20 protein-coding genes and 1 tRNA gene are annotated in these 24389 nt (G+C 65.5%); 7 read left to right on the top strand and 14 right to left on the bottom strand.

The features are described 5' to 3' along the window. A partial coding sequence (locus G3N93_RS12180) for an SDR family NAD(P)-dependent oxidoreductase (protein WP_206133097.1) occupies positions 1 to 605 on the bottom strand: 605 nt, incomplete at its 3' end. Between the two features lie 103 nt (positions 606 to 708). On the opposite strand from G3N93_RS12180, the gene G3N93_RS12175 reads away from it, so the two are divergent. Together G3N93_RS12175 and G3N93_RS12170 are read left to right on the top strand one after the other, a co-directional pair. Further along, on the top strand, positions 709 to 1665 hold the full coding sequence (locus tag G3N93_RS12175; protein WP_206123459.1) for a LysR family transcriptional regulator: 957 nt from the start codon (positions 709 to 711) through the stop codon (positions 1663 to 1665). A 151-nt stretch (positions 1666 to 1816) separates the two neighbouring features. Beyond that, positions 1817 to 3205: a nucleobase:cation symporter-2 family protein gene (locus tag G3N93_RS12170; protein WP_174936141.1), complete on the top strand. Its 1389-nt coding sequence runs from the start codon at positions 1817 to 1819 to the stop codon at positions 3203 to 3205. 165 nt (positions 3206 to 3370) lie between these two features. Here the strand turns inward: G3N93_RS12170 and G3N93_RS12165 are convergent, their stop codons facing one another. Then, the gene (locus G3N93_RS12165) at positions 3371 to 4087 is read right to left on the bottom strand and encodes an SDR family oxidoreductase (RefSeq protein ID WP_174936215.1); all 717 of its coding nucleotides are present in this window, start codon (positions 4085 to 4087) and stop codon (positions 3371 to 3373) included. 317 nt (positions 4088 to 4404) lie between these two features. Between G3N93_RS12165 and G3N93_RS12160 the strand changes: the two genes are divergently transcribed. Beyond that, entirely contained in the window at positions 4405 to 4830 is a 426-nt protein-coding gene (locus G3N93_RS12160) for an NUDIX hydrolase (RefSeq protein WP_174936142.1), read from the top strand. A gap of 76 nt (positions 4831 to 4906) precedes the next feature. On the opposite strand, the gene G3N93_RS12155 is transcribed toward G3N93_RS12160, so the two are convergent. The 10 genes from G3N93_RS12155 to fdnG all read right to left on the bottom strand — a co-directional run bounded on the left by G3N93_RS12155 (position 4907) and on the right by fdnG (position 18308). Then, on the bottom strand, positions 4907 to 5119 hold the full coding sequence (locus G3N93_RS12155; RefSeq protein WP_174936144.1) for a hypothetical protein: 213 nt from the start codon (positions 5117 to 5119) through the stop codon (positions 4907 to 4909). 220 nt (positions 5120 to 5339) lie between these two features. Then, positions 5340 to 6527, bottom strand: a complete 1188-nt coding sequence (locus G3N93_RS12150; RefSeq protein WP_206133096.1) for an adenylate/guanylate cyclase domain-containing protein — start codon at positions 6525 to 6527, stop codon at positions 5340 to 5342. Positions 6528 to 6554: 27 nt separating this feature from the next. Continuing rightward, entirely contained in the window at positions 6555 to 8048 is a 1494-nt protein-coding gene (locus G3N93_RS12145; protein WP_374196453.1) for an ATP-binding protein, read from the bottom strand. Positions 8049 to 8772: 724 nt separating this feature from the next. After that, positions 8773 to 8868: transfer RNA gene (locus G3N93_RS12140), tRNA-Sec, on the bottom strand. Between the two features lie 32 nt (positions 8869 to 8900). Next, positions 8901 to 10826, bottom strand: coding sequence for a selenocysteine-specific translation elongation factor (selB, locus tag G3N93_RS12135; protein WP_206133094.1), 1926 nt, complete (start codon positions 10824 to 10826; stop codon positions 8901 to 8903). Next, positions 10823 to 12262, bottom strand: coding sequence for an L-seryl-tRNA(Sec) selenium transferase (gene selA, locus G3N93_RS12130; RefSeq protein ID WP_174936154.1), 1440 nt, complete (start codon positions 12260 to 12262; stop codon positions 10823 to 10825). The genes selB and selA overlap by 4 nt, the downstream gene beginning before the upstream one ends. Before the next feature lie 73 nt (positions 12263 to 12335). Further along, positions 12336 to 13271: a formate dehydrogenase accessory protein FdhE gene (gene fdhE / locus G3N93_RS12125; RefSeq protein WP_206123085.1), complete on the bottom strand. Its 936-nt coding sequence runs from the start codon at positions 13269 to 13271 to the stop codon at positions 12336 to 12338. Positions 13272 to 13688: 417 nt separating this feature from the next. Further along, positions 13689 to 14315, bottom strand: coding sequence for a formate dehydrogenase subunit gamma (locus G3N93_RS12120; protein WP_011355693.1), 627 nt, complete (start codon positions 14313 to 14315; stop codon positions 13689 to 13691). Then, complete coding sequence (gene fdxH / locus G3N93_RS12115) at positions 14312 to 15226, bottom strand: formate dehydrogenase subunit beta (protein WP_011355694.1); 915 nt, start codon at positions 15224 to 15226, stop codon at positions 14312 to 14314. Before fdxH ends, G3N93_RS12120 begins: the two co-directional genes overlap by 4 nt. Positions 15227 to 15236: 10 nt before the next feature. Beyond that, on the bottom strand, positions 15237 to 18308 hold the full coding sequence (gene fdnG, locus G3N93_RS12110; RefSeq protein ID WP_206133093.1) for a formate dehydrogenase-N subunit alpha: 3072 nt from the start codon (positions 18306 to 18308) through the stop codon (positions 15237 to 15239). Positions 18309 to 18450: 142 nt separating this feature from the next. Between fdnG and G3N93_RS12105 the strand changes: the two genes are divergently transcribed. From G3N93_RS12105 to G3N93_RS12095, 3 genes are all read left to right on the top strand, one after another. Then, the gene (locus tag G3N93_RS12105; RefSeq protein WP_174936162.1) at positions 18451 to 19386 is read left to right on the top strand and encodes a YihY/virulence factor BrkB family protein; all 936 of its coding nucleotides are present in this window, start codon (positions 18451 to 18453) and stop codon (positions 19384 to 19386) included. 404 nt (positions 19387 to 19790) lie between these two features. Then, on the top strand, positions 19791 to 20951 hold the full coding sequence (locus G3N93_RS12100) for a porin (protein WP_174936164.1): 1161 nt from the start codon (positions 19791 to 19793) through the stop codon (positions 20949 to 20951). Between the two features lie 391 nt (positions 20952 to 21342). Further along, on the top strand, positions 21343 to 21816 hold the full coding sequence (locus G3N93_RS12095; RefSeq protein ID WP_174936166.1) for a VOC family protein: 474 nt from the start codon (positions 21343 to 21345) through the stop codon (positions 21814 to 21816). 130 nt (positions 21817 to 21946) lie between these two features. On the opposite strand, the gene G3N93_RS12090 is transcribed toward G3N93_RS12095, so the two are convergent. Both G3N93_RS12090 and G3N93_RS12085 read right to left on the bottom strand, forming a co-directional pair. Next, positions 21947 to 22756: an AadA family aminoglycoside 3''-O-nucleotidyltransferase gene (locus tag G3N93_RS12090; RefSeq protein WP_206133092.1), complete on the bottom strand. Its 810-nt coding sequence runs from the start codon at positions 22754 to 22756 to the stop codon at positions 21947 to 21949. Positions 22757 to 23035: 279 nt separating this feature from the next. Continuing rightward, positions 23036 to 23485 carry an HU family DNA-binding protein gene (locus G3N93_RS12085; RefSeq protein ID WP_122949246.1) on the bottom strand — a complete coding sequence of 150 codons (450 nt, stop codon included), beginning with the start codon at positions 23483 to 23485 and terminating at the stop codon, positions 23036 to 23038. 257 nt (positions 23486 to 23742) lie between these two features. Between G3N93_RS12085 and G3N93_RS12080 the strand changes: the two genes are divergently transcribed. After that, positions 23743 to 24389 (top strand): acyltransferase (locus G3N93_RS12080; protein ID WP_206133091.1); only part of this gene is annotated, 647 nt, incomplete at its 3' end.

Raw genomic sequence — 24389 nt, 5'->3', positions numbered from 1 at the left:
CCCGCGAGGATCGCGTCGCGCGCCTCCGGGCCGAACGCGTCGTACAGCGGCGTCTCGATGAAGCCGGGCGCGACGACGTTCACGCGAATCGGCTTCAGTTCCAGCGCGAGCGACTGCGCCAGCGCCTCGACGCCGCGCACGGCGGCGGCAATGACGGACACGCCCTGCGCGGCCGGACGATCCGACAGTTGCCCGCCGGTCAGCACGATCGAGCCGGTCGCGGGCATCAGCGGCAACGCGGCCCGGATCGCGTAGACCGGCCCGGCGATACGCTCCTGCAGCGCGGCAAGCAGGTGATCGGGATCGGTCTCGTTCAGCTTGCCGGCAATGAACCGGCCGGCCGTGACGACCAGGTGATCGACACGCGTGATCGTGTCGAATACGGCCTGCACCGCATCGCGGTCCGCGATGTCGGCCACCGCGACGCGCGCGCCGCCGATTGCCTGCGCGGCAGACTCGAGCTTCGCGCGGGTCCGGCCGACCAGCGTGACGCTGGCGCCTTTCGCCTTGGCGGCGGCAGCAGCCTCGAGGCCGATGCCGGAACTCCCGCCGAATATCACGACGTGCGCACCGTCCAGTGCCGAAGATTGCGTTGCCTCGTTCATGTCGACTCCTCATCAGGGATTGAAGGTTCACGAACGTTAGGTCATTCCCCATTGCGCAGGAACGTGGGAGACTTGAATAAGGTTCATGCCATAAGGGAATAAGATGGATTCGCTGCGATCCATGCGCGTGTTCGTCCGCGCCATCGAGCTCGGCAATTTCTCGGCGGTCGCGCGCGAGGAAGGCACCGGCCAGCCGACGATCAGCAAGATCGTCGCCGCGTTCGAAAAGGAACTGGGCGTTCGCCTGCTCGAACGCTCGACCACGAGCCTCGCGCCCACCGACGAAGGCCGCCGGTTCTACGATCGCTGCAAGCGCGTGATCGACGAATACGCGAGCGCGGTGGCCGAGGTGCGCGGGCAAACGGTGCGGCCGGTCGGCAAGCTGGTCGTCAATGCGCCGCTGGGGCTGGGCGAGCTGAGGCTGAACGCGCTCGTGCTCGAATTCCTCGCCGCGTGGCCGGAGATCGAGGTCGAGCTGCAATTGACCGACCGCGTGATCGACCTGGTAGAAGAAGGCGTCGATGTCGCCATTCGCCTCGGTAACCTGCTGCCACCGGACGCCGTGGCGCGCCACATTGCGTCGTCGCCGCGCCTGCTGGTCGCCACGCCGGGGTACGTGTCGCAGGCGCCGAAGCTCCGCCGGCCGGACGACCTCGCGAAGCACGAGTACGTCGGCTACGCGCGCGCCGACATCGCCAACGAACTGGCCTTCGCGCGCGGCGACGAGCAGGTCGTCGTTCCGGTGCGCGGCCGGTATCGCGTGAACAGCTCGATGGCACTACGGGAATGCTTCCTGGCAGGCCATGCGGTGGGCAGCGGGCCCGCGTGGCTCGTTCAGGACCTGATCGACAGCGGGCAGCTCGTCCGGCTGCTGCCGAAGTGGGACATGGTGCCGCCGCATGCGCTGCACCTCGTGTACGCGTCGCGCCGGTATCTGCCGCTCCGGACCCGCACGTTCCTGCAGTTCATGGAGCGGCGGATTCCCGAGCTGCCCGGGTTCCATGCGACCACTGCCCCGACCACCGCGCCGACCGCCCTCGCATCGCGGCAGCCCCGCTGACCGGCGGGCGCCGCGGTCACGGCCGGCCCGGGCACCGATCCGCCACTGTTTTCCGGATCCGTCGAATCCCCGCTATTGCAGCCTCCCCGGCAGCGGCAGCGGGCCGTTCGGCTAAAATGCCGCACTTTCCACCTTGTCCGGCCCGCTCGCCATGCAACCCGCCTCCCCCGCCCAACCCGCCGCCCACGGCGCCGACGCCGCAGATTCGGCCCGCGACCTCGTCTACGGCCCGAACGACCGGCCGGCGCCGATGGTCGCCTTCGTCGCCGCGCTGCAGCACCTGCTCGCGATCATCGTGCCGATCGTCACGCCCGGCCTGCTGATCTGCCAGGCACTCGGCGTCTCCAGCCGCGATACGACCCTTATCGTGTCGATGTCGCTGGTGATTTCCGGTATCGCCACCTTCGTCCAGTGCAAGCGCTTCGGCCCGCTGGGCGCCGGCCTGCTGATCGTCCAGGGCACGAGCTTCAACTTCGTCGGCCCGCTGATCGCCGGCGGCAGCCTGATGGTCAAGCAAGGCACGCCGGTCGAAACCGTGATGGCCGCGATCTTCGGCGTCGTGATGGCCGGGTCGTTCGTCGAGATGGGCGTATCGCGCATCCTGCCGTTCGTGAAGCGCCTGATCACGCCGCTCGTCACCGGCATCGTCGTGCTGCTGATCGGCCTGACGCTGATCAAGGTCGGCCTCATCAGCATGGGCGGCGGCTTTGGCGCGATGGCCAAGGGCACCTTCGCGAGCGCGGAGAACCTGACACTGTCCGGCCTCGTGCTCGGCACGATCATCCTGCTGAACCGCGTGCCGATCGTGTGGGTGCGCAGCACCGCGCTCGTCATCGCGCTCGTCATCGGCTATCTCGCGGCCGCGTTCCTCGGCCGCCTCGACTTCACCGGCATGCACCAGGCCGCGCTGTTCCAGGTGCCGACGCCGCTGCACTTCGGCATCGGCTTCTCGTGGTCGCTGTTCGTGCCGATGCTGATCATCTACCTCGTCACGTCGCTCGAAGCGATCGGCGACGTCACGGCCACCAGCAAGATCTCGAACGAGCCGGTCGAAGGCCCGGTGTGGATGCAACGGATCAAGGGCGGCGTGCTCGTCAACGGTGCGAACTCGTTGCTGGCCGGCGTGTTCAACACGTTCCCGAGCTCGGTGTTCGCGCAGAACAACGGCGTGATCCAGATCACCGGCGTCGCCAGCCGCCACGTCGGCATCTGGATCGCCGGGATGCTCGTGGTGCTCGGCCTGTTCCCGGTCGTCGCCGGCGTGCTGCAGGCGGTGCCGGAACCCGTGCTCGGCGGCGCGGCGATGGTGATGTTCGGTGCGGTGGCCGCATCGGGCATCAACATCCTCTCGGGCGTCCATCTCGATCGTCGCGCACTGCTGATCATCGCGGTGTCGCTCGCGCTCGGCCTCGGCGTGTCGCAGGTGCCGGACATCCTCAACAGCCTGCCGCACGCGCTGAAGAACGTGCTGGAATCGGGCGTGGCGACGGGCGGCATCTGCGCGCTCGTGATGAACTGGTTCCTGCCGGAAAAAAAGTAACCGGATGAACCGCGCGACGCGCGGTGCGCCTGACGGGCCGCACCGCGCGTCGCACCAGTCGGCACCTGCAACTCCCGGTGCAGGCTGTGCAATCAGCGCATCGCCAACCGGCCGATCCCGGTCACGCCACCCGCCGCCCCGATTGCGTGCCGCGCCGCGTCACCCTCAAAACCGCTCGTCCGCTATCGCCGGCATCACCAGTTCCCGTACGAACGCGGCATCGGACAAATGCAGCAGCGTACGCACGACAGCCACCACGTCGTGAACCGGCACCAGCCCGCCATCGCCGCGCGCCGCGGCCTCTTCAATCGGAACGGACAACGCATCGTCGGTGTTCAGGTTGCCGAGTTGCAGGCACGTGACGGCCAGCCGGCTGCCCCGGAATCCTTCCCGCAACGCATCGGCCACGCCGTTCAGCGCGAACTTCGACGCGCCGAACGCGACTTCCGGCCGCCCGCTTTGCCGAAGCGCGGACGTGGAACCGGTCAGGATGACTTGAGGCTTGCGTGACTGCAGCACGCGCGGCACCAGGCGCTTGAGCAGCAGCAGCGTAGCCGTGATGTTGACGTTCACCAGATCGACGATCGCATCGTCCGGCTCGTCCAGGAACGCGTAGCTGTCGGTGAAGGCTGTCGCCTCCCAGATGCCCACGTTGCAGATCAGCACATCGAACGCGGACGGCGCAGCCTGCGCAATGTGCGCGGCGGCTTCGGCAGGCGACGCCATGTCGGCCTCGATCCACTGAAGCTCGACACCCGGCGGCAACGTCACTGCGTCCGGACGCCTGCGCGATACGCCGACAACGGTGTCGCCGGCGCGGCAGACGCCTTCAACGAGCGCACGGCCCAGCCCTCTGCTGGCGCCGACAATCATGATTCTCATGGCGGGTTTCCCGATGGTCGTCGCGACCCACGTTACCGGCGGCCGCGTTTGAGCGCGCCGTATCGGGCTCCATGCGAGGCTTGCTCGCGGAGAAAGCGCGTACGGACAGTCCGGCGATCGTAACGTATCGCGGCGATGCGACGCGGCATACCCCCAGCCCTCGCAAGGGCGTCCGGCCGATCCGAGCCATGTGCCCCACACTCCGCCCTGCGCTTTGGGCACATCTCGGGGCAATCGGCCGCGTGTCGACGGCGATCAAACGTCAAACCCGGTCAGGTCGCCTTGGCCGATCGTTTTGTGCTGGTTAGAATCACACCATGTCCCAGATCCCCGCACCCATCAACGCCCCCGAAGCGAGCGCCGTCCCGGTCAAGGAACGCGCGACCATCGTCTGCTACCGCGGCGAACAAGTCCTGCTCGTCGCCCGCGCGGCGTCGCGCTGGGCGCTTCCCGGCGGCACGATCAAGCGCGGGGAAACGCCGCTCGAAGCCGCACATCGCGAGTTGTGCGAAGAAACCGGCATGACCGGCCAGCATCTCGTCTACTCGATGCAGTTCACCGGGCTCGCCAAGATCCATCACGTGTTCTTCGCGGAAGTCGGCGCGGACCAGACGCCGCAAGCGAACAACGAGATCGAGAAATGCAAGTGGTTTCCGATCGACAGCGTCGACGGGTTGCGCGCCAGCATTCCGACGAAGCGAATCGTCGAACTCGTTTACCAACACGAAATCACCAAGGCATAGCGCGCGACGGACGCGCGCATCCATGAGCCGGCGGGCCGGCCCGGATCACCCTTCGTGGATCAGCGCGCGTGAGCGCTCAGTGCGAACGCCTTCTTCGCAACTCGTGCGTGGAATAGACGACCAGAAAGATGCCCAGCATCGCGGCGCCGGACGCCATGAAGTCATTTGCGCTTCCCGAGTTGCGCAGGACTTCAGGAAAAATACCGAGACTCAATCCTGCGGCAGCAAGAAGCAATCCTGCAGCCACGCCCCAGATCGGTCCGGCGGTCTTTTCGATTTTATTTTTCATACAGCACCCGTCTACAGTCATTACCTGAACGGTATCGGCAAGGGACGCCGCGTCTACCTTCAGTGATTCCACTATAGCCCGGAAAAAATTCGCAAACTTTTAGTGCTTTTCCCGATCAAGTTTCGCCATTCGCATTCGCCGGCACTACTGCGCTTCAATTTCATTCGATGCCGTGACAACCCGCGAAATGGCGTGACGATCCGCGCCGGTCATTTCAGCCTCAATTTGGCGACACGCCGGTTCGGCCGACCAGGAACCACGTGCGGAATTCGCCCATCCCTTTCGCCGCGATCAAGCCACGCTCCTCGAAGACGAACACGTCACCGAGCAATGCTCGCGTCGCCTCCGTCACCTGCACACGCCCGGCGACGCCCTGCGATTCCATCCGGCTCGCGAGATTGACGGCCGCCCCCCACAGGTCGTAGATGAACTTGCGCTTGCCGATCACGCCGGCCACGACCTCGCCGCTGTTGATGCCGATTCGCAATTTCAGGTTGCAGCGTCTGGCCGCGTTGAAACGGGCCAGCGCATCGATCATGTCGAGCGCCATGTGGGCGGCCCGCGTCGCGTGATCCGCAGCGGGAACGGGCAGCCCCGCGGCCGCCATGTACGCATCGCCGATCGTCTTGATCTTCTCGAGGCCGCAGTGGTCGGCAATGGTGTCGAAGCCGGTAAAGATCTCGTTGAGCATTTCGACGAGCTGCTCGGGACGCATGCCGGCCGAGAAGCCGGTGAAGTCCACGATATCGGCGAACAATACCGACACGTCGGCGAAGCGGTCCGCGATCACTTCCGGAAAACTCCCGGCGATGTCGTCGAGATGCACCTTCAGCCGCTCGGCAATGGGATAGGGCAGCATATTGAGCAGCAGCCGCTCCGACACCTTCTGCTCGGCCACGACCTTCGCATACAGGCTCTGCAATTCGCTACTCTGGCGGCGAATCAGCACATGGCTCGCTTCCACCTCCCGCACCTTCTGTTCGAGCACATCGCCGCGCTTGCGCAATTCCCGGTGCAGCAACCGGACTTCCAGCATGTTGCGAACCCGCATCAACACTTCCGCCAGATCGAACGGCTTGCTGATGAAGTCCTTCGCACCGACCTGCAACGCGCGCAGCTTGTGAGCCGGCTGGGCCGTGATCACGATGACCGGGAGATAGCTGTCCGCCTCGAGCGACTTCAGGCTTTCCATGACCTGGAAACCGTCCGTGCCGGGCATCTGCAGATCGAGCAGGATCAGATCGTAGTGGTGCTGGCGATGAAGTTCGTGGACGGCGGATGCATCCGCTGTCGATTCGACGCGTGCATACCCGGCCCGGCGCAGGATCTGCTCGAGCAGCAGGATATTGGCTTCCAGATCATCGACGACCAGGATCCGGGCGTCGAGAATCGCTGACGAATCGATCATGGTTCCAGCCCTGACGACCTGCCCACACTATTTCCGCGCCGTCGCCAGCGCAATGGCTTCAACAAGCGCGCGCATGAACGGGGCGATCTTGATCGGCTTGATCAGATAGCGGAAGAAGCCCGCTGCCAGGCCCGCCTCGACGTCATGCGGCATCGCATTCGAACTGAGCGCGACGACGGGAATGTCCGCCGTCTCGGGATACGTGCGCAACAGGTCGAGCGCTTCGATCCCGCTGATGTCGGGCAGGTTGATGTCCATCACGATCACCCGCGGCTGCACGCTGCGCGCCAGTTCCACGCCGAGCCGGCCAGTCGGGGCGCCGAACATGCGCAGGTCCGCGCGCCGCGCGATCAGTTGCTCGACAAGCTTCAGGTTGGCCGGATTGTCCTCGATATAGAGCACGGTATGCACGGACGCCCCGGCTGCATCGTTGCCGGTCGCGCCCGAAGCCGGCGTGTCGGACGTTGTGGCAAGTGTCGTCGCCATGTCCGGCGCAAGCGCCGAATCCAGTTCGATCCAGAAGACACTCCCCTTTCCGGGCGTACTGTCGACACCGATGCCGCCACCCATCAACTCCATCAACCGCTTCGCGACCACCAGGCCGATGCCCGTTCCCTCTTCTGAGCCGGCTTCCTGTCCCAGGCGGTTGAACGGCTGAAAGAGCCCACCCACCTGCTCCGGAGACAGGCCCGGCCCCGTGTCACTGACACTCACGCGAACCCGACCCGGCACGGGCGTGCTGCAGGTGACGTCGACCGCGCCCGACGGACAGTTGTATTTGACCGCGTTCGACAGCAGGTTGGTCAGGACCTGCTTGACGCGCGTGCGGTCGGCGCGGACATGGCATGACGTCTCGCCCTGCGGAAAGGTCATCCGGATACCCCGTTGCCGCGCCTGCGTCACGATCATCGAATCGCACTCTCGCAGGACGTCGTCCAGCGATACGGATTCGGGCGAGATTGCCACTTGCCCGGCATCGATCTTCGCGAGATCGAGCACGTCGTTGATCAGTTCGAGCAGATGCCATCCCGCCCGCAGGATCTGGTCGATGCTCGCCTGTTGCGACGGGGTTGGCGGGGGAGAATCGGTCGCCATCAGTTGAGCGAACCCGAGAATCGCATTGAGCGGGCTGCGCAACTCGTGGCTCATGCTGGACAGGAAGTCGGATTTCGCGCGGTTGGCTCGCTCGGCCGCGGCCAGGGCTTGCTTGCGGTCGTCGATGTCGGTGACCGTGCCGACCCACTTCACGATATTGCCGTTCGCATCCTTCAACGGCGACGCACGTTCCAGGTGCCATCGATAGGTGCAATCGGACATGCGCCATATGCGCATTTCGATTTCGTATTCCGTACCGCTTGCAATCGCGCGCTCCCAGTGCGCGACTTCGGTTTGCACGTCATCCGGATGGATCGTCGACATCCAGTTCCACCCCTCCACTTGCGCAAACCCCAGCTCCGTATACTTCTCGATCCGCCGGTTGACGTAGTCGACCGAGCCGTCAGGCGTGGCCGTCCATACGATATGGGGTATCGCGTCTGCAAACGACCTGAAACGCCGCTCGACGTCGTCGACTTCGATTTCCGGACCAGCGCGATTCGTCGATACGAGCGGTTGTGTCATGATGCAACCCCAAATCAAACGCCGCGGCAACCGTGACGAAGCCGCTGAACCGCGTGGGGACGGGTCTGGGCGCTTCCAGGATCAGAAGCGATCCGTCTGACGACATTCGACTGCGAGTCCATCCGGGCGCATTGTCACGTCATGGCCCTCTGCATCTCGCAAGCATCAACAATGCGCCAAGTACGAGGCAGTGTGCAAGGGCGCGCGGATCGACGCTTCCGTCGCTTCACGAAACGTTACGTCGATATCCGGCGATAGATCGAGCGACGATCTGCGCGGCTACTCGCTCGGCGCGAGGACGGGATCGATCAGGTCTCCGACAGAATCACGGTACCCGACGGCCGGTGTCCGCACCCCGTCGTTCACGATCCACATATGCCGACCACGGCCATCCGAGTCATGACCCGGCGTCACCTCGTTTGCAACCCACCGTGCGCTGAGTCGATGCAACTGTCGTCCAACCATGTCGCCCCTACCCGCAAACCCACATTGCTACCCATGCTTCATGAGGACAATGCGCGGGACATCAACGGTAGTCGCAAGCGCGCCGCGCTCATGAATCACGCTGAAATCAAGGATATGAAGCGTGTCTGCGGAAGCTATCGGAATACCGGATAGCCTGGGGTGGCGGAAGGCAGCAGGAGTCGAACCTACCCGGGAGTGTCTGACACCCCCAACCGGGTTTGAAGCCCGGCCGTACCACCGGATACGAATGCCTTCCGTGGGGAAAAGAACCAAAAGAACAACGAGCGCCTACGCCTGAATACCCGCCCAACCGCTGTCAGGCCGCAGGAGGTGAAGATCGCGGTGGAAGCGAGTATACCCAACCCGGTCGAAGAACTCGAGAATCTGGATCGCGCGCTTGCGCCCGAGCCCCGTCGCGTCGCGGAACGTCGCGGCATCGAGCCCGCTGTCGCGCGACGTCGCGAGATGCGCGACCAGCTCCGCCAGCTCGCGCACGACATCCGCGTGATAGAACAGGTCGCGCACGACCTGGTGCACGTCACCGCGCCGCGCGAGCTTGCGCAGCAAGGTCCGCACCGCGTCCTCGGCCGCGCCCGTGTCGCGGGCCAGGTCGCGCACCCACGGCGGATCGAAGCGCCCCGCGTGAATCAGCGGCAGCAGTTGCTGCGCCAGCGCTTCCTCGCGCGGCTCGAGGCTCACCGAATGCGACGGCAGATGCAGCCACGGCCCGCTGCGCGCGACTTCGCCGCCGGCCACCAGCGCATCGACGAGCGCGCGCCACAGCGCATCGCCGGCAAGCGGCGCAGCCATCCGGCGCAAACGTGCGGCGTCGAGCCCCTGCTCGTCGGGCATGCGCTCGTGATACGCACGCAGCGTATCGATCGCCCGCGTCTGCAACGCACGCCAGTGCGCTTGGGCAATCACCACGCCGTCGTTCGACGCGGCGTCGCGCTGCCCGATCGCCAGCGCATCTTCCGGCAGCGCCAGCGCATTCGGCGCGAAACCCGTCAGATGCGTGAGCATTGCACGCGGGATGCCGAGCGGCGCCTGCGCGAGCAGCGCATCGAGACGGCCTTCGTCGAGCCATTGGGCCAGCGCGTCGAGCCATGCGCGGCGCTGAGGCGTACGACGCTTGCGCGCCGGGCCAAACGGGTCGAGCACGCGGCCGCCGCCAACCGTGCGCGTTGCCTGCGGATTGCGAACGATGAACCGGTCGCCCGGCAGCGCAAACACCGGCTCGTCGAATACCAGTTGCACGCGCATCCGCTGGCCGGCCGCGAGCGTGTCGCCGTCGAGCAGCGCGACATGCGCGACGCGATGCAGCGTGCCGAGATGCACGTGCAGCGGCGCCCAGTGCGTCAGCGTGAGCCCCGCATCCGCGAGCAGCGTCAGATCGACGTCGAGACGCGGCGACGTCGCAACGAGCCGTGCATCGGCGACGGTATCGCCACGCTCGACATCGGCCTTGTCGACCCCGGCCAGATTCAGCGCGCAACGCTCGCCCGCGCGGCCGGCCTCGACCGGCCGGTTCTGCGCATGGATGCTGCGCACGCGCGCCGCGCCGCCCGTTCGCACGATCGCGAGTGTCTCGCCGGTCGCGACGCGGCCGGCAAACGCGGTGCCCGTCACGACGGTGCCCTGCCCCGCGAGCGTAAACACGCGATCGACCGCAAGCCGGAACAGCCCGTCGTCGCGTCGCGCGCGCCATGCGATCGCTGCATCGGCGAGGTAGCGCTTCAACGCGGCGACGCCCGGATCGTCCACGGCCGTCGCACGCGTTTCGAAAATCGGCACGCCGGCCAGCGTCGAGTCGTTCAGCCACGTGGCAATCTCGTCACGCACGTCGGCCACGCGCGCGGCGTCGACGCGATCGCACTTCGTCAGCGCGACGGCGCCATGCGTGACGCCAAGCAGTTGCAGGATCGCCAGATGCTCGCGTGTCTGCGGCATCACGCCGTCGTCGGCTGCGATCACGAGCAGCGCGAAGTCGATCCCGCATGCGCCGGCCGCCATCGTATGAATCAGCTTCTCGTGGCCCGGCACGTCGATCAGGCCGAGCACGTCGCCGTTGTCGAGCGGCGTATACGCGTAACCGAGCTCGATCGAGATGCCGCGCGCCTTCTCTTCCTTCAGGCGATCGGTATCGACGCCCGTCAGCGCGCGCGCCAGCGTCGTCTTGCCGTGGTCGATGTGTCCGGCGGTACCGACGATCATGCAGCAGGCCCCGCGAGCGGCACGCATTGCGCGACGAACGCCGCCTCGTCGGCGGCTTCGAGGCAGCGCAGGTCGAGCCGCAGCGCATTGTCGGCCACGCGGCCGATCACCGGGCGCGGCCATTCGCGCAGCCGTTTCTCGAGCTGCGCCAGCGCACGGCCGCCGCGCTTGCCGTCCGCCGTGCGTACGACGAGCCCGGCGCTCGGTAGCTGGTCGACCGGCAGCGCGCCGCTGCCGATCTGGCTGAACATCGGCTCGACCGTCACGTCGAAACCGCTGCCGAGCGCAGCCTGCAGCACCGGACGCACGCGTTCGGCGGCGTCGGCGATCTCGCGCTGCGGGCGCGTCAGCAGGCGCAGCGTCGTGAGCCGGTCGCGCAGGAATTCGGGTGACTGGTAGAGGCGCAGCACCGGCTCGAGTGCCGCGAGCGTCAGCTTGCCGACGCGCAGCGCGCGCTTGAGCGGATGCTTCTTGATCTTCGCGATCAGCGCGCGATCGCCGACGATCAGGCCGGCTTGCGGCCCGCCGAGCAGCTTGTCGCCGCTGAACGTGACAACGTTTGCTCCGGCGGCGACGGTTTCCTGCACGGTCGTCTCGTGCGGCAGGCCCCATTGGGACAGATCGGCGAGCGTACCGCTGCCGAGATCGACGGCAACGGGCAGTCCGTGCTCGCGCGCAAGCGGTGCGAGTTCGGCGAGCGTCGTCTCCTTCGTGAAGCCGCTGATCGCGTAGTTGCTGCAGTGCACCTTCATCAGCAGCGCGGTGCGCGGGCCGATTGCGTCCGCGTAGTCGCGCAGATGGGTGCGGTTGGTCGTGCCGACTTCGCGCAGCCTGGCGCCCGCGCGGCTCATGATGTCGGGGATGCGGAATGCGCCGCCGATCTCGACCAGCTCGCCGCGCGACACGACGACTTCCCGCTTCGTCGCCAGCGCCGACAGCGCCAGCAGCACGGCCGCCGCATTGTTGTTGACGACGGTCGCGGCCTCCGCGCCCGTCAATTCGCACAGCAGATCGTCGATCAGGTCGTCGCGATCGCCACGGCGGCCCGTGGCGAGGTCGAATTCGAGGTTGACCGGGCGCGTGAGCACGTCGACCACCGCGCGCACCGCGTCGTCGGGCAACAGTGCGCGCCCGAGGTTCGTGTGCAGCACGGTGCCGGTCAGGTTGAACACGATGCGCACCGCGCCCGCGCTCTGCGCGGCCAGCATGCGCGTGACGGTCGCGGCGATGCGCGGCTCGTCGAGCGGTTCGGCCGCCGCCGGATCGTGTTGCGCGGCGGTACGCCAGCGGTCGAGCTCGGCACGCACAGCATTCAGCACGCGCGTGCGGCCGTAGTCCGCGATGAGCGGTTGCAACGGCGCCGACGACAGCACGCGCTCGACGGACGGCACGCGCGCCAGCACCGCATTCAGTTCATTTACACCCGGTTCGGTCACGTAGTGGTGGCTCCAGTCTCATGCTTGGCAGCGGGCCGGCGCCGGCGCTCGCGCGCCGCCCCGGCCCCTGCCGTCAATCCGCTTCCTGCGAAACATCCGGCCACAGCAGCGGGTTCGGCGAACTGCGCTGGTAACCGGCTTCGTTCATCAGCAGGTCGAGCGTGAGACTTGCGAGATCGTCCGCCAGCGGCTCGAACTCGTAGTCCTTCTCCTGATAGCCGATCTTGCGATAGGTCTTGCACTCGTCGCACGATTCGGCCTTGACGGCTTCGCTGCCGCCTTCGATCCCGTGATACGCGATGCCTTTCGTCGAATCGCAGTGCGAGCACTTCGTGCGCACCATGTGCCACTCGGTCGTGCACAGCCCGCATTGCAGGAAACGGTAGCCCTGGTACTGGCCGCCGACCCGCACGACGCTCGCGACCGGATGCGTGCCGCACACCGGGCACAGCCCCGGCTGGTCGAGATACGGGACGTCGGCCGGCGCGACGCGGCTGGCGAGATCCGTCCAGACGACCTGCAGCGCGGCCATCAGGAACGGTGCGGTAGCCGGGTCGACTTCGGCGAAACGCAGCGCGAGGATCGCGTCGGCTTGCGCGTCGAGTTCGGCGGGCGCCATCAGGCGCAGCCGGTCGAGCAGCTTCGCGAGCTGCGGGTTGACGAGCCCGGCGCCGTCGACGCGGTCGAGCAGTTCGTACAGCACGGCACGCCAGCGCGGATCGCGCTCGCCGTCGAGCGCCGGCACGAGCGGCATCGAATGCTGCTGCGCACGCGCGATCGCTTCCGTCGACGGCAGCGGGAGTTCGAGCGTTTGCAGCGTCGCGTGCTGCGCATCAGCGACGGTAGCCATCAGCCGCAGGTAGCCGCTGATCGGGTTCAGGTCGGCCAGCTTGCGCAGCCGCGCGGCGCGCGCCGAGAACGCGGTGGCGCGCTCCGGCAGGCGAAAGCGCGGGATGGCCGATTGATCGAGTGCCGAGATCTCGGTCGGTTCGAGGATGCGTTGTGTCACAAAAATGTCTTCCAAGGGGTCTGTTTGCGCATGGAACGCGCATGCGTTGCCACGAGACGGGCCGCTCGCAAGACGCGCGACGCCGCGAATACTGACGTATTCGCAAGGAGCGCAACGCGGCGAGCGGCCCTTCTCGTGGCAACCCCAAATTTAAAAATATAGTCCACGGGAATGCCCGAAATCGCCCACATGGCGGCGTCGTTCGTCTCTTGTCCCCCAAGGGGACTTCCTTCGGGGCGTTTGGCTCGGCCAAACGGCGCTCCTCACTCCTTGCCCTGCGAGCGATTTCGGGCATTCGCATGCGCGTTCCATGCGCAAACAGCCCCCAAACAAGCGCCGACGGGTCGGCGCTTCAGGCGGTTCCGACGGCTGACGGGCCGGCCCGCCGCGATCGGCGAGCCGCCCCGCTCCGGTGCGTTATTTCACGCTTTCACGGAACCACTTCGGGTGATGCTTGCGAGCCCAGCCCAGCGTGACGGTGCCGCGCACCATCGCGCCGATCGAGCCCTTCACCCACAACGCCGCGTAAATGTGCACGATGATGCTCGCGATCAGCACGAAGGCCGCCACGGCATGCACGACAGCGGCCGCGCGGATCACCCCGATCGGGAAGTAGAACGAGAAGTAGCGCCGCCAGATCACGACTCCCGACAGCAGGAGCAGCAACAGGCACGCCACCAGCGTAAAGAATAGCAGCTTCTGTCCGGCGTTATAGCGCCCGACAGGCGGCAGCTTGTCTTCCTGGTTGGTCAGCACGTCGCCGATCTGCTTGAGCCACTGCCGGTCGTCCGCGTCGAGCGCGTTGTGATGCCAGAAGCGCACCACCAGGATCGCGAACGACACGAACATCACGAGGCCGACGAACGGATGCAGGATCCGCGTCCACTGGCCGCCGCCGAACAGCGCGGTCAGCCAGAACATCGACGGATGGAACAGCGCGAGCCCGGACAGCGCGAGCAGCACGAACGTGATCGCGGTGATCCAGTGGTTCGTGCGCTCGTTCGCCGAGTAGCGGACGATCAGGTTGGGGTCGTCGTGATTCATTTCGCGTCCTCCTTGATGCGTCGCGCCTCGTCGCGCGCGGCCTGTTCCTCTTCGTCGCTCACCTCGTTCGGACCGACCCGGACGTAGTGGAAGAACCCGGCGAGCGCGGTCAGCGCGATGCCGGCCACCGCAAGCGGCTTCGCGATGCCCTTCCACAGTTTCACCATCGGGCTGATCGACGGATTGTCGGGCAGCCCGTGGTACAGCGACGGTTTATCGGCATGGTGCAGCACGTACATCACGTGCGTGCCGCCGACGCCCTGCGGGTCGTACAGCCCCGCATGCTCGAAGCCGCGTTCCTTCAGGTCCTCGATCCGCTCGGCCGCGTGCTGCTTCATGTCCTCCTTGGTGCCGAACACGATCGCGCCCGTCGGGCAGGTCTTCACGCAGGCCGGTTCCTGGCCGACCGCGACGCGGTCGGAACAGAGCGTGCACTTGTATGCGCGATGATCCTTCTTCGAGATCCGCGGAACGTTGAACGGGCAACCGGTCACGCAATAGCCGCAACCGATGCAGTTCTCCTCGTGGAAATCGACGATCCCGTTGTTGTACTGCACGATCGCGCCCGGCGACGGACACGCCTTCAGGCAGCCCGGATCCTCGCAGTGCATGCAGCCGTCCTTGCGGATCAGCCACTCGAGGTCGCCCGCCGGGTTCTCGTATTCGGAGAACCGCATGACCGTCCACGAATGCTCGGTCAGGTCGGCCGGGTTGTCGTACACGCCGACGTTGGTGCCGACTTCGTCGCGCAGGTCGTTCCACTCCATGCACGCCGTCTGGCATGCCTTGCAGCCGATGCACTTCGATACGTCGATCAGCTTCGCGACACTCCCGGTCACCGGTTCGCGCACCGTGGGCGGTGGCGTCGTGGTGGCCGAGACGCGCTTGATATCCAGCGATTGCAATGCCATCTCTTCCCCCTTACGCCTTTTCGACCTTCACCAGGAACGACTTGAATTCCGGTGTATAGGAGTTGCCGTCACCCACGGACGGAGTCAGGGTATTGGCGAGATAGCCGGGCTTCGTCAGACCCTTGAAGCCCCAGTGCAACGGGACGCCGACCGTCTGGACCTTCTTGCCGTCGACCGTCAGCGGCTTGATCCGCTTCGTGACGAGGGCGACCGCGATGATGTAGCCGCGCTTGGACGACACCTTCACGCGCTCGCCATGCGCGACGCCGACTTCCTTCGCGAGGTCTTCGCCGATCTCGACGAATTGCTCGGGCTGGATGATCGAATTCAGCCGCGCATGCTTGGTCCAGTAGTGGAAATGCTCGGTCAGCCGGTAAGTCGTCGCCACGTGCGGGAAGTCCGCCACCTTGCCGAACGACGCACGGTCGTCCGGGAACACGCGGGCAGCCGGGTTGTTCAGCGCCTGCGGGTTGTTCGGGTGCAGCGGGTTCGCGTCGAGCGGCGTCTCGAACGGCTCGTAGTGCTCGGGGAACGGACCTTCGTTCATCCCCGCCCGTGCGAAGAAGCGCGCGACGCCTTCCGGGTTCATGATGAACGGCCCCATTCCGTTTTCGGGCGATTCGTCCGCCTTGAAGTCGGGAACGTCGGCCCCCTTCCACGCGCTGCCGTTCCAGCCGATCAGCTTGCGGGTCGGGTCGAACGGCTTGCCGGCAACGTCGCACGACGCGCGGTTGTACAGGATCCGCCGGTTCGCCGGCCAGGCCCACGCCCAGTTCAACGTCTGGCCGATGCCGGTCGGGTCGGAGTTGTCGCGCCGCCCCATCTGGTTGCCGGCCTGCGTCCATGCCCCGCAGAAGATCCAGCAGCCGCTCGCGGTCGTGCCGTCGTCCTTCAGTTGCGCGAACGCGGCCAGCTGCTCGCCCTTCTTCACGAGCGTCTTGGCCGGATCCTTCGGATCGGGCTGATCGGCGAGCGCCTTCCCGTTGAACTCCATTGCAAGCTCTTCGGGCGTCGGGCTTTCCGGGTTCGCGTACGGCCAGGTCAGGTTGACGATCGGATCCGGATACTTGCCGCCGTCCGTCTGGTACATCTTGCGCATGCGCAGGAACAGCCCCGACATGATCTCGAGGTCGCTGCGCGCCTCGCCCGGCGGCTCCGCGCCCTTCCAGTGCCATTGCAGCACGCGGCTCGAACTCACGAGCGAACCGTTTTCCTCCGCAAAGCACGTGGTCGGCAGACGGAACACCTCGGTCTGGATCTTCGACGAATCGACGTCGTTGTAGTCGCCGTGATGCTTCCAGAACTCGGAGGTTTCGGTCGCGAGCGGATCCATGATCACGAGCCACTTCAGCTTCGCGAGGCCGGCTGCCGTCTTCACCTTCGACGGCGACGCCGCAAGCGGGTTGAAGCCCTGGCAGATGTAGCCGTTCATCTTGCCGGCATTCATCAGCTCGATCACCTGCAGCAGGTCGTACTGCTTGTCCAGCTTCGGCAGGTAGTCGTAGCCCCAGTTGTTCTCGGCGGTCGCCGCGTCGCCCCACCAGGACTTCATGAAGCTGACGTGGAAGGCCTTGTAGTTCTTCCAGTAGCTCAACTGGTTCGGCCGCAGCGGCAGTTGCACGCGCTTCTTGATGTAGCCGTCGAAATCCTGCTCGGCCTGCATCGGCAGGGTCATGTAGCCCGGCAGCAGGTTCGACATCAGCCCGAGGTCGGTCAACCCCTGGATGTTCGAATGGCCGCGCAGCGCGTTCATCCCGCCGCCGGCGATGCCGATGTTGCCGAGCAGCAGCTGCACCATCGCGCCGGTGCGGATGATCTGCGCGCCGATCGAGTGGTGCGTCCAGCCGAGCGCGTACAGCACCGTGCCGGCGCGGCCGGGAACGGCGGTGGTCGCGAGCATCTCGCACACCTTCAGGAACTTCTCCTTCGGCGTGCCGCAGACCTGCTGAACCATGTCCTGCGTATAGCGCGCGTAGTGCTGCTTCAGCAGGTTGTATACGCAACGCGGATGCTGCAGCGTCGGGTCGACCTTCACGAAGCCGTCGTCGCCGCGCTCGTAGTCCCAGCTCGATTTGTCCGGGTACGCGTGCTTCTCCGCGTCGTAGCCGGAATAGATGCCGTCGTTGAACGCGAAATCCTCGCGCACGATGAACGAGAAGTCCGTGTAGTTCTTCACATACTCATGCTGGATCTTGTCGTTCGTCAGCAGATAGTTGATGACGCCGCCCAGGAAGACGATGTCGGTGCCGGTGCGGATCGGCGCGTAGTAGTCGGCCACCGAGGCCGTACGCGTAAAGCGCGGGTCGACGACGATCAGCCGCGCCTTGCGGTGCGCCTTCGCCTCCGTTACCCACTTGAAACCGCACGGATGGGCCTCGGCTGCATTGCCGCCCATCACGAGAATCACGTCCGCGTTCTTGATGTCGACCCAATGGTTCGTCATCGCTCCACGGCCAAACGTCGGGGCAAGACCTGCCACCGTCGGGCCATGTCAGACACGCGCCTGATTGTCGAATGCGAGCATCCCGAGACTGCGAACCGTCTTGTGCGTCAGGTAGCCGACCTCGTTGCTGCCCGCCGATGCGGCCAGCATGCCGGTGGTCAGCCAGCGGTTGACCTTCGCACCGTCTTCCGCCGTCTCGACGAAGTTCGCGTCGCGGTCGGCCTTCATCAACTTCGCGATGCGGTCGAGCGCGTCATTCCACGAGATCGGTTCCCACTTGTCCGAGCCGGGCGCACGATACTCGGGGTGCGTCAGGCGGCTCGGGCTGTGGATGAAGTCGATCAGGCTCGCGCCCTTCGGGCACAGCGTGCCGCGATTGACGGGATGGTCGGGATCGCCTTCGATGTGGATGATGCTCGGCTGGGCGTTTTTCGCGCCGTCTCCGAGGCTGTACATCAGGATGCCGCAACCCACTGAACAGTAAGGACAGGTGTTGCGCGTTTCAACGGTGCGCGCCAGCTTGTACTGTCGGACTTCGGCGAGCGCTTCGGATGGAGAGAAGCCCATCAGGGCTAGACTCGATCCGGCAAGCGACGTAGCCGTCACCTTCAGGAACTGGCGCCGGGACATTTGTAGCATGGCTGGTCTCGGCGTTATTGTGGGGGTGGGGAAACTGAAAGGAATTATAGACAGTTCGCGCAACTATGTTCGAATCCTCGGATCAATACTGAATTGTCTGATTACCAACGATGATCCGCGTTCCGCGCGCCACCGAACCGTCATGAAACGACAGATCACCTCCGAAGCCACCCGTCTCGCGCAACAACAGGCCAACTGGGCTCTCACCGCGTTCAGGCGCTTCTCGTCCGACCGCTGCTCCGCCATGGCCGCGGGCATCGCATTTTTCTCCGCGTTCTCGCTCGCGCCGATGCTCGTGATGGTGATCGCCGTGGCCGGCTGGTTCTACGGCGACGATGCCGCGCGCGGCCAGGTGTTCGAACAGGCGCACCAGTTGATCGGCGACGACGCGGCGGCCAGCATCCAGACGATCGTGCAGAACGCGCACCGCGCGGGCGAGCGCGGCGGCCTTGCAACCTTGATCTCGTTCGCCGCGCTCGCGATCGGCGCGTCGGCCACCTTCGCGTCGCTCAGCAATGCGCTCAGCGTGATCTGGCCCGCCACCGAAAGCCGCTGGTCGAGCATGCTCGGGCTCGTGCGCGTGCGGCTGATCTCGTTCGGGCTCGTGCTCGGCGTCGCGTTCCTGCTGATCGTGTCGCTCGTGCTCGACACCGCGATCACGTTCGTCGGCACCTGGCTGCTGGGCAATTCGCCGTATGTGATCGTCACGAACCTCGTGCAGTTCTTCGTCGGCATCGCGGTGCTGGCGGGCGCGTTCGCATCGTTGATGAAGTTCCTGCCCGATGCGCGCGTCGCGTGGCGCGATGCGGCGATTGGCGGCGTCGTGTCCGCGATCCTGTTCTCCGGCGGCAAGAAACTGTTCGCGCTGTACCTCGCGCACGCAGGCACCGCCAGTGCATTCGGTGCAGCCGGATCGTTCGCGGTCCTGCTGATGTGGCTGTACTTCTCCGCGATCGTGCTGCTGCTCGGCGCGGAATTCGCGGCGGCCCGCGGCAACGCGCATCGGCTCGCGGGTACCGCCGCGCCGAGCGCTTCTGCGCAAACCGATCGCCCCACCGATCGCATGCACGACGACTGAATCGTCCCGCCCTCGACATCGCGGCACGCCCCCGCATACGCGTCCGCCGCTTTGCAACCACGCTGTCCAAAACGCATTCGCGTGGCATTGACACGTTCTTTGCATACGCGTGCATTCGTTGCCGCAACCGCAAACGTTTGCAAGCCTCCGTTTCCGTGCGCCAACGGGCCGAAACAGGCTTCCTGCTGCGATGCGCACCAACTATCGAAACAATCGCACCGCAGCAATTGTCAACTTTTTCAAAAACAGAAACAGTCGTTAATGTGCTTGATATATATAGACTTTTTCTCGCTGTTACCTTTTCGAGACACTTTATTTTTTAAGCTTTCTTGCGTCGATGGCACTGAGCTATTCTCCAATCCGCAACAAATAACGATGAATCACTTGCGTGGAGATACTCAACGATGAAGAAACTCGCTCTCTCGACCCTCTCGCTCGCCCTGCTGGGCGCCGCTGGCGCTGCTCACGCTCAATCGAGCGTGACGCTGTACGGCGTGATCGACACGTCGATCGCCTACGTCCACGGCAATAACGGCCAAGGTAACAACTCGTGGCAAATGCTGTCGGGCAACCTGCAAGGCAGCCGCTTCGGCCTGAAAGGCGCTGAAGACCTCGGCGGTGGCCTGAAGGCGATCTTCCAGTTGGAAAACGGTTTTGATCCGGGCACGGGCCACCTGAACCAGGGCGGTCGCATGTTCGGCCGTCAGGCATTCGTCGGCCTCGAAAGCAACCAATACGGCACGCTGACGCTCGGCCGCCAGTACGACCCGCTGGTCGACCTGGTCCAGGCAGTCACGGCAGACAACTACTTCGGCAGCACGTTCGCAACGCCGGGCGACGTCGACAACAACGACAACAGCCTGCGCGTGAGCAACGCGATCAAGTACACGTCGCCGGTGTTCGCAGGCTTCCAGGTTGAAGGCATGTACGCCCTCGGCGGCGTGGCAGGCAAGACGGGCGCTGGCCAAACGTGGTCGGTCGCAGCTGCATACAACAACGGCCCGGTCGGCGTTGCTGCAGGCTACTTCTACGCGAACAACCCGTCGCCGACGGCTGCCGGCCTGCGCTCGGGCTGGGGTTCGACGACGTCGGACAACATCGTCGACGGCCCGATCAACGCGGCTTACGTGACGGCGAAGTCGATCGCGATCGCACAGGTTGCAGGTCAGTACGTGATCGGCCCGGTGACGGTCGGCCTCGGCTACAGCAACGCGCAGTACAAGCCGGACGCATTCTCGGGCTTCGGCTCGACCCAGAAGTACAACACGGGTCGTGGCTTCGTAACGTACCAGGTCACGCCGCCGCTGCTGCTGGGTCTCGGCTACTCGTACACGAAGGCAAGCGGCAACACCGATGCCAAGTACCATCAGGTTTCGATCGGCGGCGACTACTCGCTGTCGAAGCGCACGGACGTCTACCTGGTTGGTGCTTATCAGCACGCAAGCGGTACGCAGCTCAACACCGACGGCACGACGTCGGCAGCGCAAGCTTCGATCGGCTCGTACGGCATCGCCGGCACGAAGTCGCAAGAGCTGGTCGCACTCGGCCTGCGCCACAAGTTCTAAAAACGACGTATCCGGCGTGCATGGCGTCTTCGGACGCCTTGCCGCCGAACTGGAAAGCCAGTCATCGGTTTCGGCCGTGGCTGGCTTTTTTTTCGTCCATCGCCAACAGGCCGGCATGGCCCGCCCGCGCCGACGGCCGACACCCGGGCACCCGATGCACATCACCCGCCCGGCAGCGGCGCCTGGCGGCTGCAATGCGCCGGCAACCCGATTTCCTGATGCAGGGCGCCCTCGCCATGTGCGCGCCGGACGACTACCATCCGCACTGTCGGTGCCATGGATCCGGTGCGACGGCCGTTCGCCCCGGCGTGTCGATTTCGACCGTCTTCATTCGTCGTATCGAGGTCGGCACGCGATTTGCGCCCCGGCCAATACAGACAGGAGATACGCCATGACGATTCAGAAGATCACGCCTTTCCTCTGGTACGCGGCGGAAGCCGAAGAAGCCGCCGCCTTCTATGCGGGCATTTTTCCGGATTCGCGCGTCGTGCGCGTCACCGCGGTGCCCGGCACCGACGGCACGCGGATGGTCGAGTTCGAGCTGTTCGGGCAGCCGTTCTTCGCGATGAGCCACCCGCGCACCGACACGTTCAACCACGCGATCTCGCTGCTGGTCAGCTGCGCCGACCAGGCGGAACTCGACCGCTACTGGAACGCCCTGCTCGACAACGGCGGCACGGCCGACGCCTGCGGCTGGCTGAGAGACCGCTACGGCGTCTCATGGCAGATCGTTCCGGAAACGCTGATCCCGATGGTGTCCGACCGGGACACGGTCAAGGCCACGCGCGTGGCCGCCGCGATGATGCAGATGATCAAGCTCGACGACGCCGCACTGAAAGCCGCCTACGCCGGGACGGCCGGCTGACGAAACAGCACGTCGCACCGCGCGTGCGCGATGACGCGCCAGGCCGCCGACAGGCGTCCGGCTCGACCGCATGCGCGTGCGGCTGCCGCGCAAATGCCGATGATCTTCATCGGCGTCGCCCTGGGGCCGATCACGTGCGCGGCATCTGCCGCTGCGTCGACAGCATCGATTCGACCGTTCGCCGCGCGTAGCCGATGAATGCAGCGAGGGGTTCCCCCGACAGGACCGCCGCATCTTCCGCGCCGCCGAGATAGGCGGCACGCGCCGCCGCGACAACCGGCCGGTATGTTTCCGGCAGGCGCTCCAGCACCCATGTCGCGGCGACGTCCTTGGGCGCGATCCTGCCGGTCGCGGCGCTGTACCAGATGCGCGCGAGTGCGAGCACGACGTTGCACTCGTCGCCGCGCCAGTCCGGTTCGGCATTCCACTGCGCAACGGTGGCCAACAGCGCGGCGACAAAATCCCGTGCGGGCACTTGCTCGAAAAGCGCGACCGCCGGCGGGCCGGCCAGCACGACACTGTGCTGTCGCACCTTCGTCAGCAGGATCGCCAGATCGTGATCGACGAGCGCCGGCTCGACAACGCCGGCTTCGAGGTCGCGACGCAGCCACTCGCCGAACTGCAGCTCGCGCCGCGCCGGGTGACGCCACGGCACGACTTCGTCGTGCGCGACGACGGTCACTTCCAGTGCGCGCATGCCGTCGGTGCGACCGGGCGGCGCCGACACGGCGAGCAGGTCGAGCATCAACGCGCGTCGCGTCGGCTCGTCGGGGCGGGTCGACACCGTCACCAGCAGGTCGACGTCGCTGCGTGGTTTCAGCCCGCCGTCGAGCGCCGATCCGAACAGGTGGATCGCCTTCAGCGTCGCGCCGAGATGCCGGTCGATCGTGTCGCACGCGGCGGCCTGGGCTGCGATTTCGTCGGGAATGAATTCAGTCACGATGCGTGAGCCACGCGATGCGCACGCAACCGCCGCGGCGAGCGCGACGGGCAGCGGCGGATCCGCTGCATGCGCGGAAGACGATTGCCGTTCGTCATCGCGCGTGCGCGACGCGTCTTCCGTCGTGCGTCACGCGTCGAATCGAACCTTCCGCCATTTCGCTGCTTCGCTGATTCGCGATTTGCGCAGCGCAATAAAAATCCCCGCACGCTTTCGCGTACGGGGATCGTCGGACATCGCAACGGCTGCCGACATGCATTCGGCAACCGCTGCGCGGCATTACGCTGCCGCGTCCTTCAGCTTCTTCAGCGCACGTGCCTTCACGCGCACGCTGGCCGGCTTCGCCGGGAACCAACGCTCTTCGCCCGTGAACGGATCCTTGCCGAAGCGCTTCTTCTTCGCCGGCACGACTTGTGCCGTGATCTTCAGCAGACCCGGCAGCGTGAACTCGCCCGCGCCCTTCTTGTGGACCGAGCCCAGCACGACGTTCTCGAGTGCGACGAGCACTGCCTTGACAGCCTTCACTTCGACAGCTGCGCGCTCAGCGATGTGCGTTGCGAGCGATGCCTTCGTGAACTTGTCCTTCAGCGGCGTCGGAGCAGCCGGTGCCGCCTTCGCGACAACCTTCTTGGCCACTACTTTCTTCGCGGGCGCAGCCTTTTTGGCAGCCACTTTCTTGGTGACCGGTGCGGCAGCCTTCTTGGCCACCTTTTTTGCGGAAGTCGCCATGTTTCTCCTACCAGGTGTGGTCGTTGGATACACGAAGCGTGCAACGCGCGCGCTTCAACGCCGGATTCTACAAGCGCCTTGACGCTTCGTGCAGTACTTTTATGCGTTTTCGCGGGGTTTCCCGCAGGTTTTTTTGCATGCGACCGATTTCATCGACGCTCCAGCATCAAAAAACGCCTTCACGTAGGCACCCGAATGCGAATTACGTTCGATATTTGCGCACCTATACTGGGCTCGCTCAATGCCCGGATGCCTCCATGCGCGAAGCCAGATACGTCAAAGGACTCGACGGCCTGCGAGCCCTCGCCGTCATCCTCGTTTTCCTGTCCCACAAGGGCCACGTCCTTGCCGTCGACGTCGGCAAGCTTGGCGTGTGGACGTTTTTCCTCATCAGCGGATTCCTGATCGTCGGCGAGCTGCATCGCAACCGCCAGGCGGTCGAGTGCGGCACCATGACGCGCCGCCATGCGCTCGCGCTGTTCCTCGCGAAGCGCGCGCTGCGGATCTTTCCCGTCTATTACCTGCTGCTCGCCGCGCTCGCGATCGCGCACGCGCTGTTCTACCAGCGCGGCGTCAATCTCGGGCTCGCGTGGCACGCGGTGTTCCTGTCGAATTACTGGATCGGCGTCGTCAAGGATGGCTGGCCGGGCTCCACGTCGCACTTCTGGAGCCTCGCGGTTGAACAGCAGTTCTATCTGATCGCGCCGCTCGCGCTGCTCGCGGTGCCCGCCGCGCGACACGTCGCGCTCGGCATCGCGGCCGTCGTGCTGTGCGCGCTCACGCATCTCGCGCTCTACCTGTCCGACGCGTCGCCGGTGCTGATCTACGCATTTTCCCCGTGGAATTTCGCGCTGATCGCGCTCGGCGGCGTCGGCGCGATGGCGCTCGCCGATCGCGGCACGGA

It is taken from the genome of Burkholderia sp. Se-20378, from assembly GCF_017104665.1.
In the GTDB taxonomy this organism is placed as follows: Bacteria; Pseudomonadota; Gammaproteobacteria; order Burkholderiales; family Burkholderiaceae; genus Burkholderia; species Burkholderia lata.
This window is presented reverse-complemented; position numbering and strand designations above follow the sequence as displayed.

Excerpts from the sequence above, each read along its gene's own strand:
- G3N93_RS12175 (WP_206123459.1), top strand. The coding sequence starts at position 709 with ATGGATTCGCTGCGATCCATGCGCGTGTTCGTCCGCGCCATCGAGCTC.
- G3N93_RS12170 (WP_174936141.1), top strand. The coding sequence starts at position 1,817 with ATGCAACCCGCCTCCCCCGCCCAACCCGCCGCCCACGGCGCCGACGCC.
- G3N93_RS12165 (WP_174936215.1), bottom strand. The coding sequence starts at position 4,087 with ATGAGAATCATGATTGTCGGCGCCAGCAGAGGGCTGGGCCGTGCGCTC.
- G3N93_RS12160 (WP_174936142.1), top strand. The coding sequence starts at position 4,405 with ATGTCCCAGATCCCCGCACCCATCAACGCCCCCGAAGCGAGCGCCGTC.
- G3N93_RS12155 (WP_174936144.1), bottom strand. The coding sequence starts at position 5,119 with ATGAAAAATAAAATCGAAAAGACCGCCGGACCGATCTGGGGCGTGGCT.
- G3N93_RS12150 (WP_206133096.1), bottom strand. The coding sequence starts at position 6,527 with ATGATCGATTCGTCAGCGATTCTCGACGCCCGGATCCTGGTCGTCGAT.
- selB (WP_206133094.1), bottom strand. The coding sequence starts at position 10,826 with ATGATCGTCGGTACCGCCGGACACATCGACCACGGCAAGACGACGCTG.
- G3N93_RS12120 (WP_011355693.1), bottom strand. The coding sequence starts at position 14,315 with ATGAATCACGACGACCCCAACCTGATCGTCCGCTACTCGGCGAACGAG.
- fdxH (WP_011355694.1), bottom strand. The coding sequence starts at position 15,226 with ATGGCATTGCAATCGCTGGATATCAAGCGCGTCTCGGCCACCACGACG.
- G3N93_RS12105 (WP_174936162.1), top strand. The coding sequence starts at position 18,451 with ATGAAACGACAGATCACCTCCGAAGCCACCCGTCTCGCGCAACAACAG.
- G3N93_RS12100 (WP_174936164.1), top strand. The coding sequence starts at position 19,791 with ATGAAGAAACTCGCTCTCTCGACCCTCTCGCTCGCCCTGCTGGGCGCC.
- G3N93_RS12095 (WP_174936166.1), top strand. The coding sequence starts at position 21,343 with ATGACGATTCAGAAGATCACGCCTTTCCTCTGGTACGCGGCGGAAGCC.
- G3N93_RS12085 (WP_122949246.1), bottom strand. The coding sequence starts at position 23,485 with ATGGCGACTTCCGCAAAAAAGGTGGCCAAGAAGGCTGCCGCACCGGTC.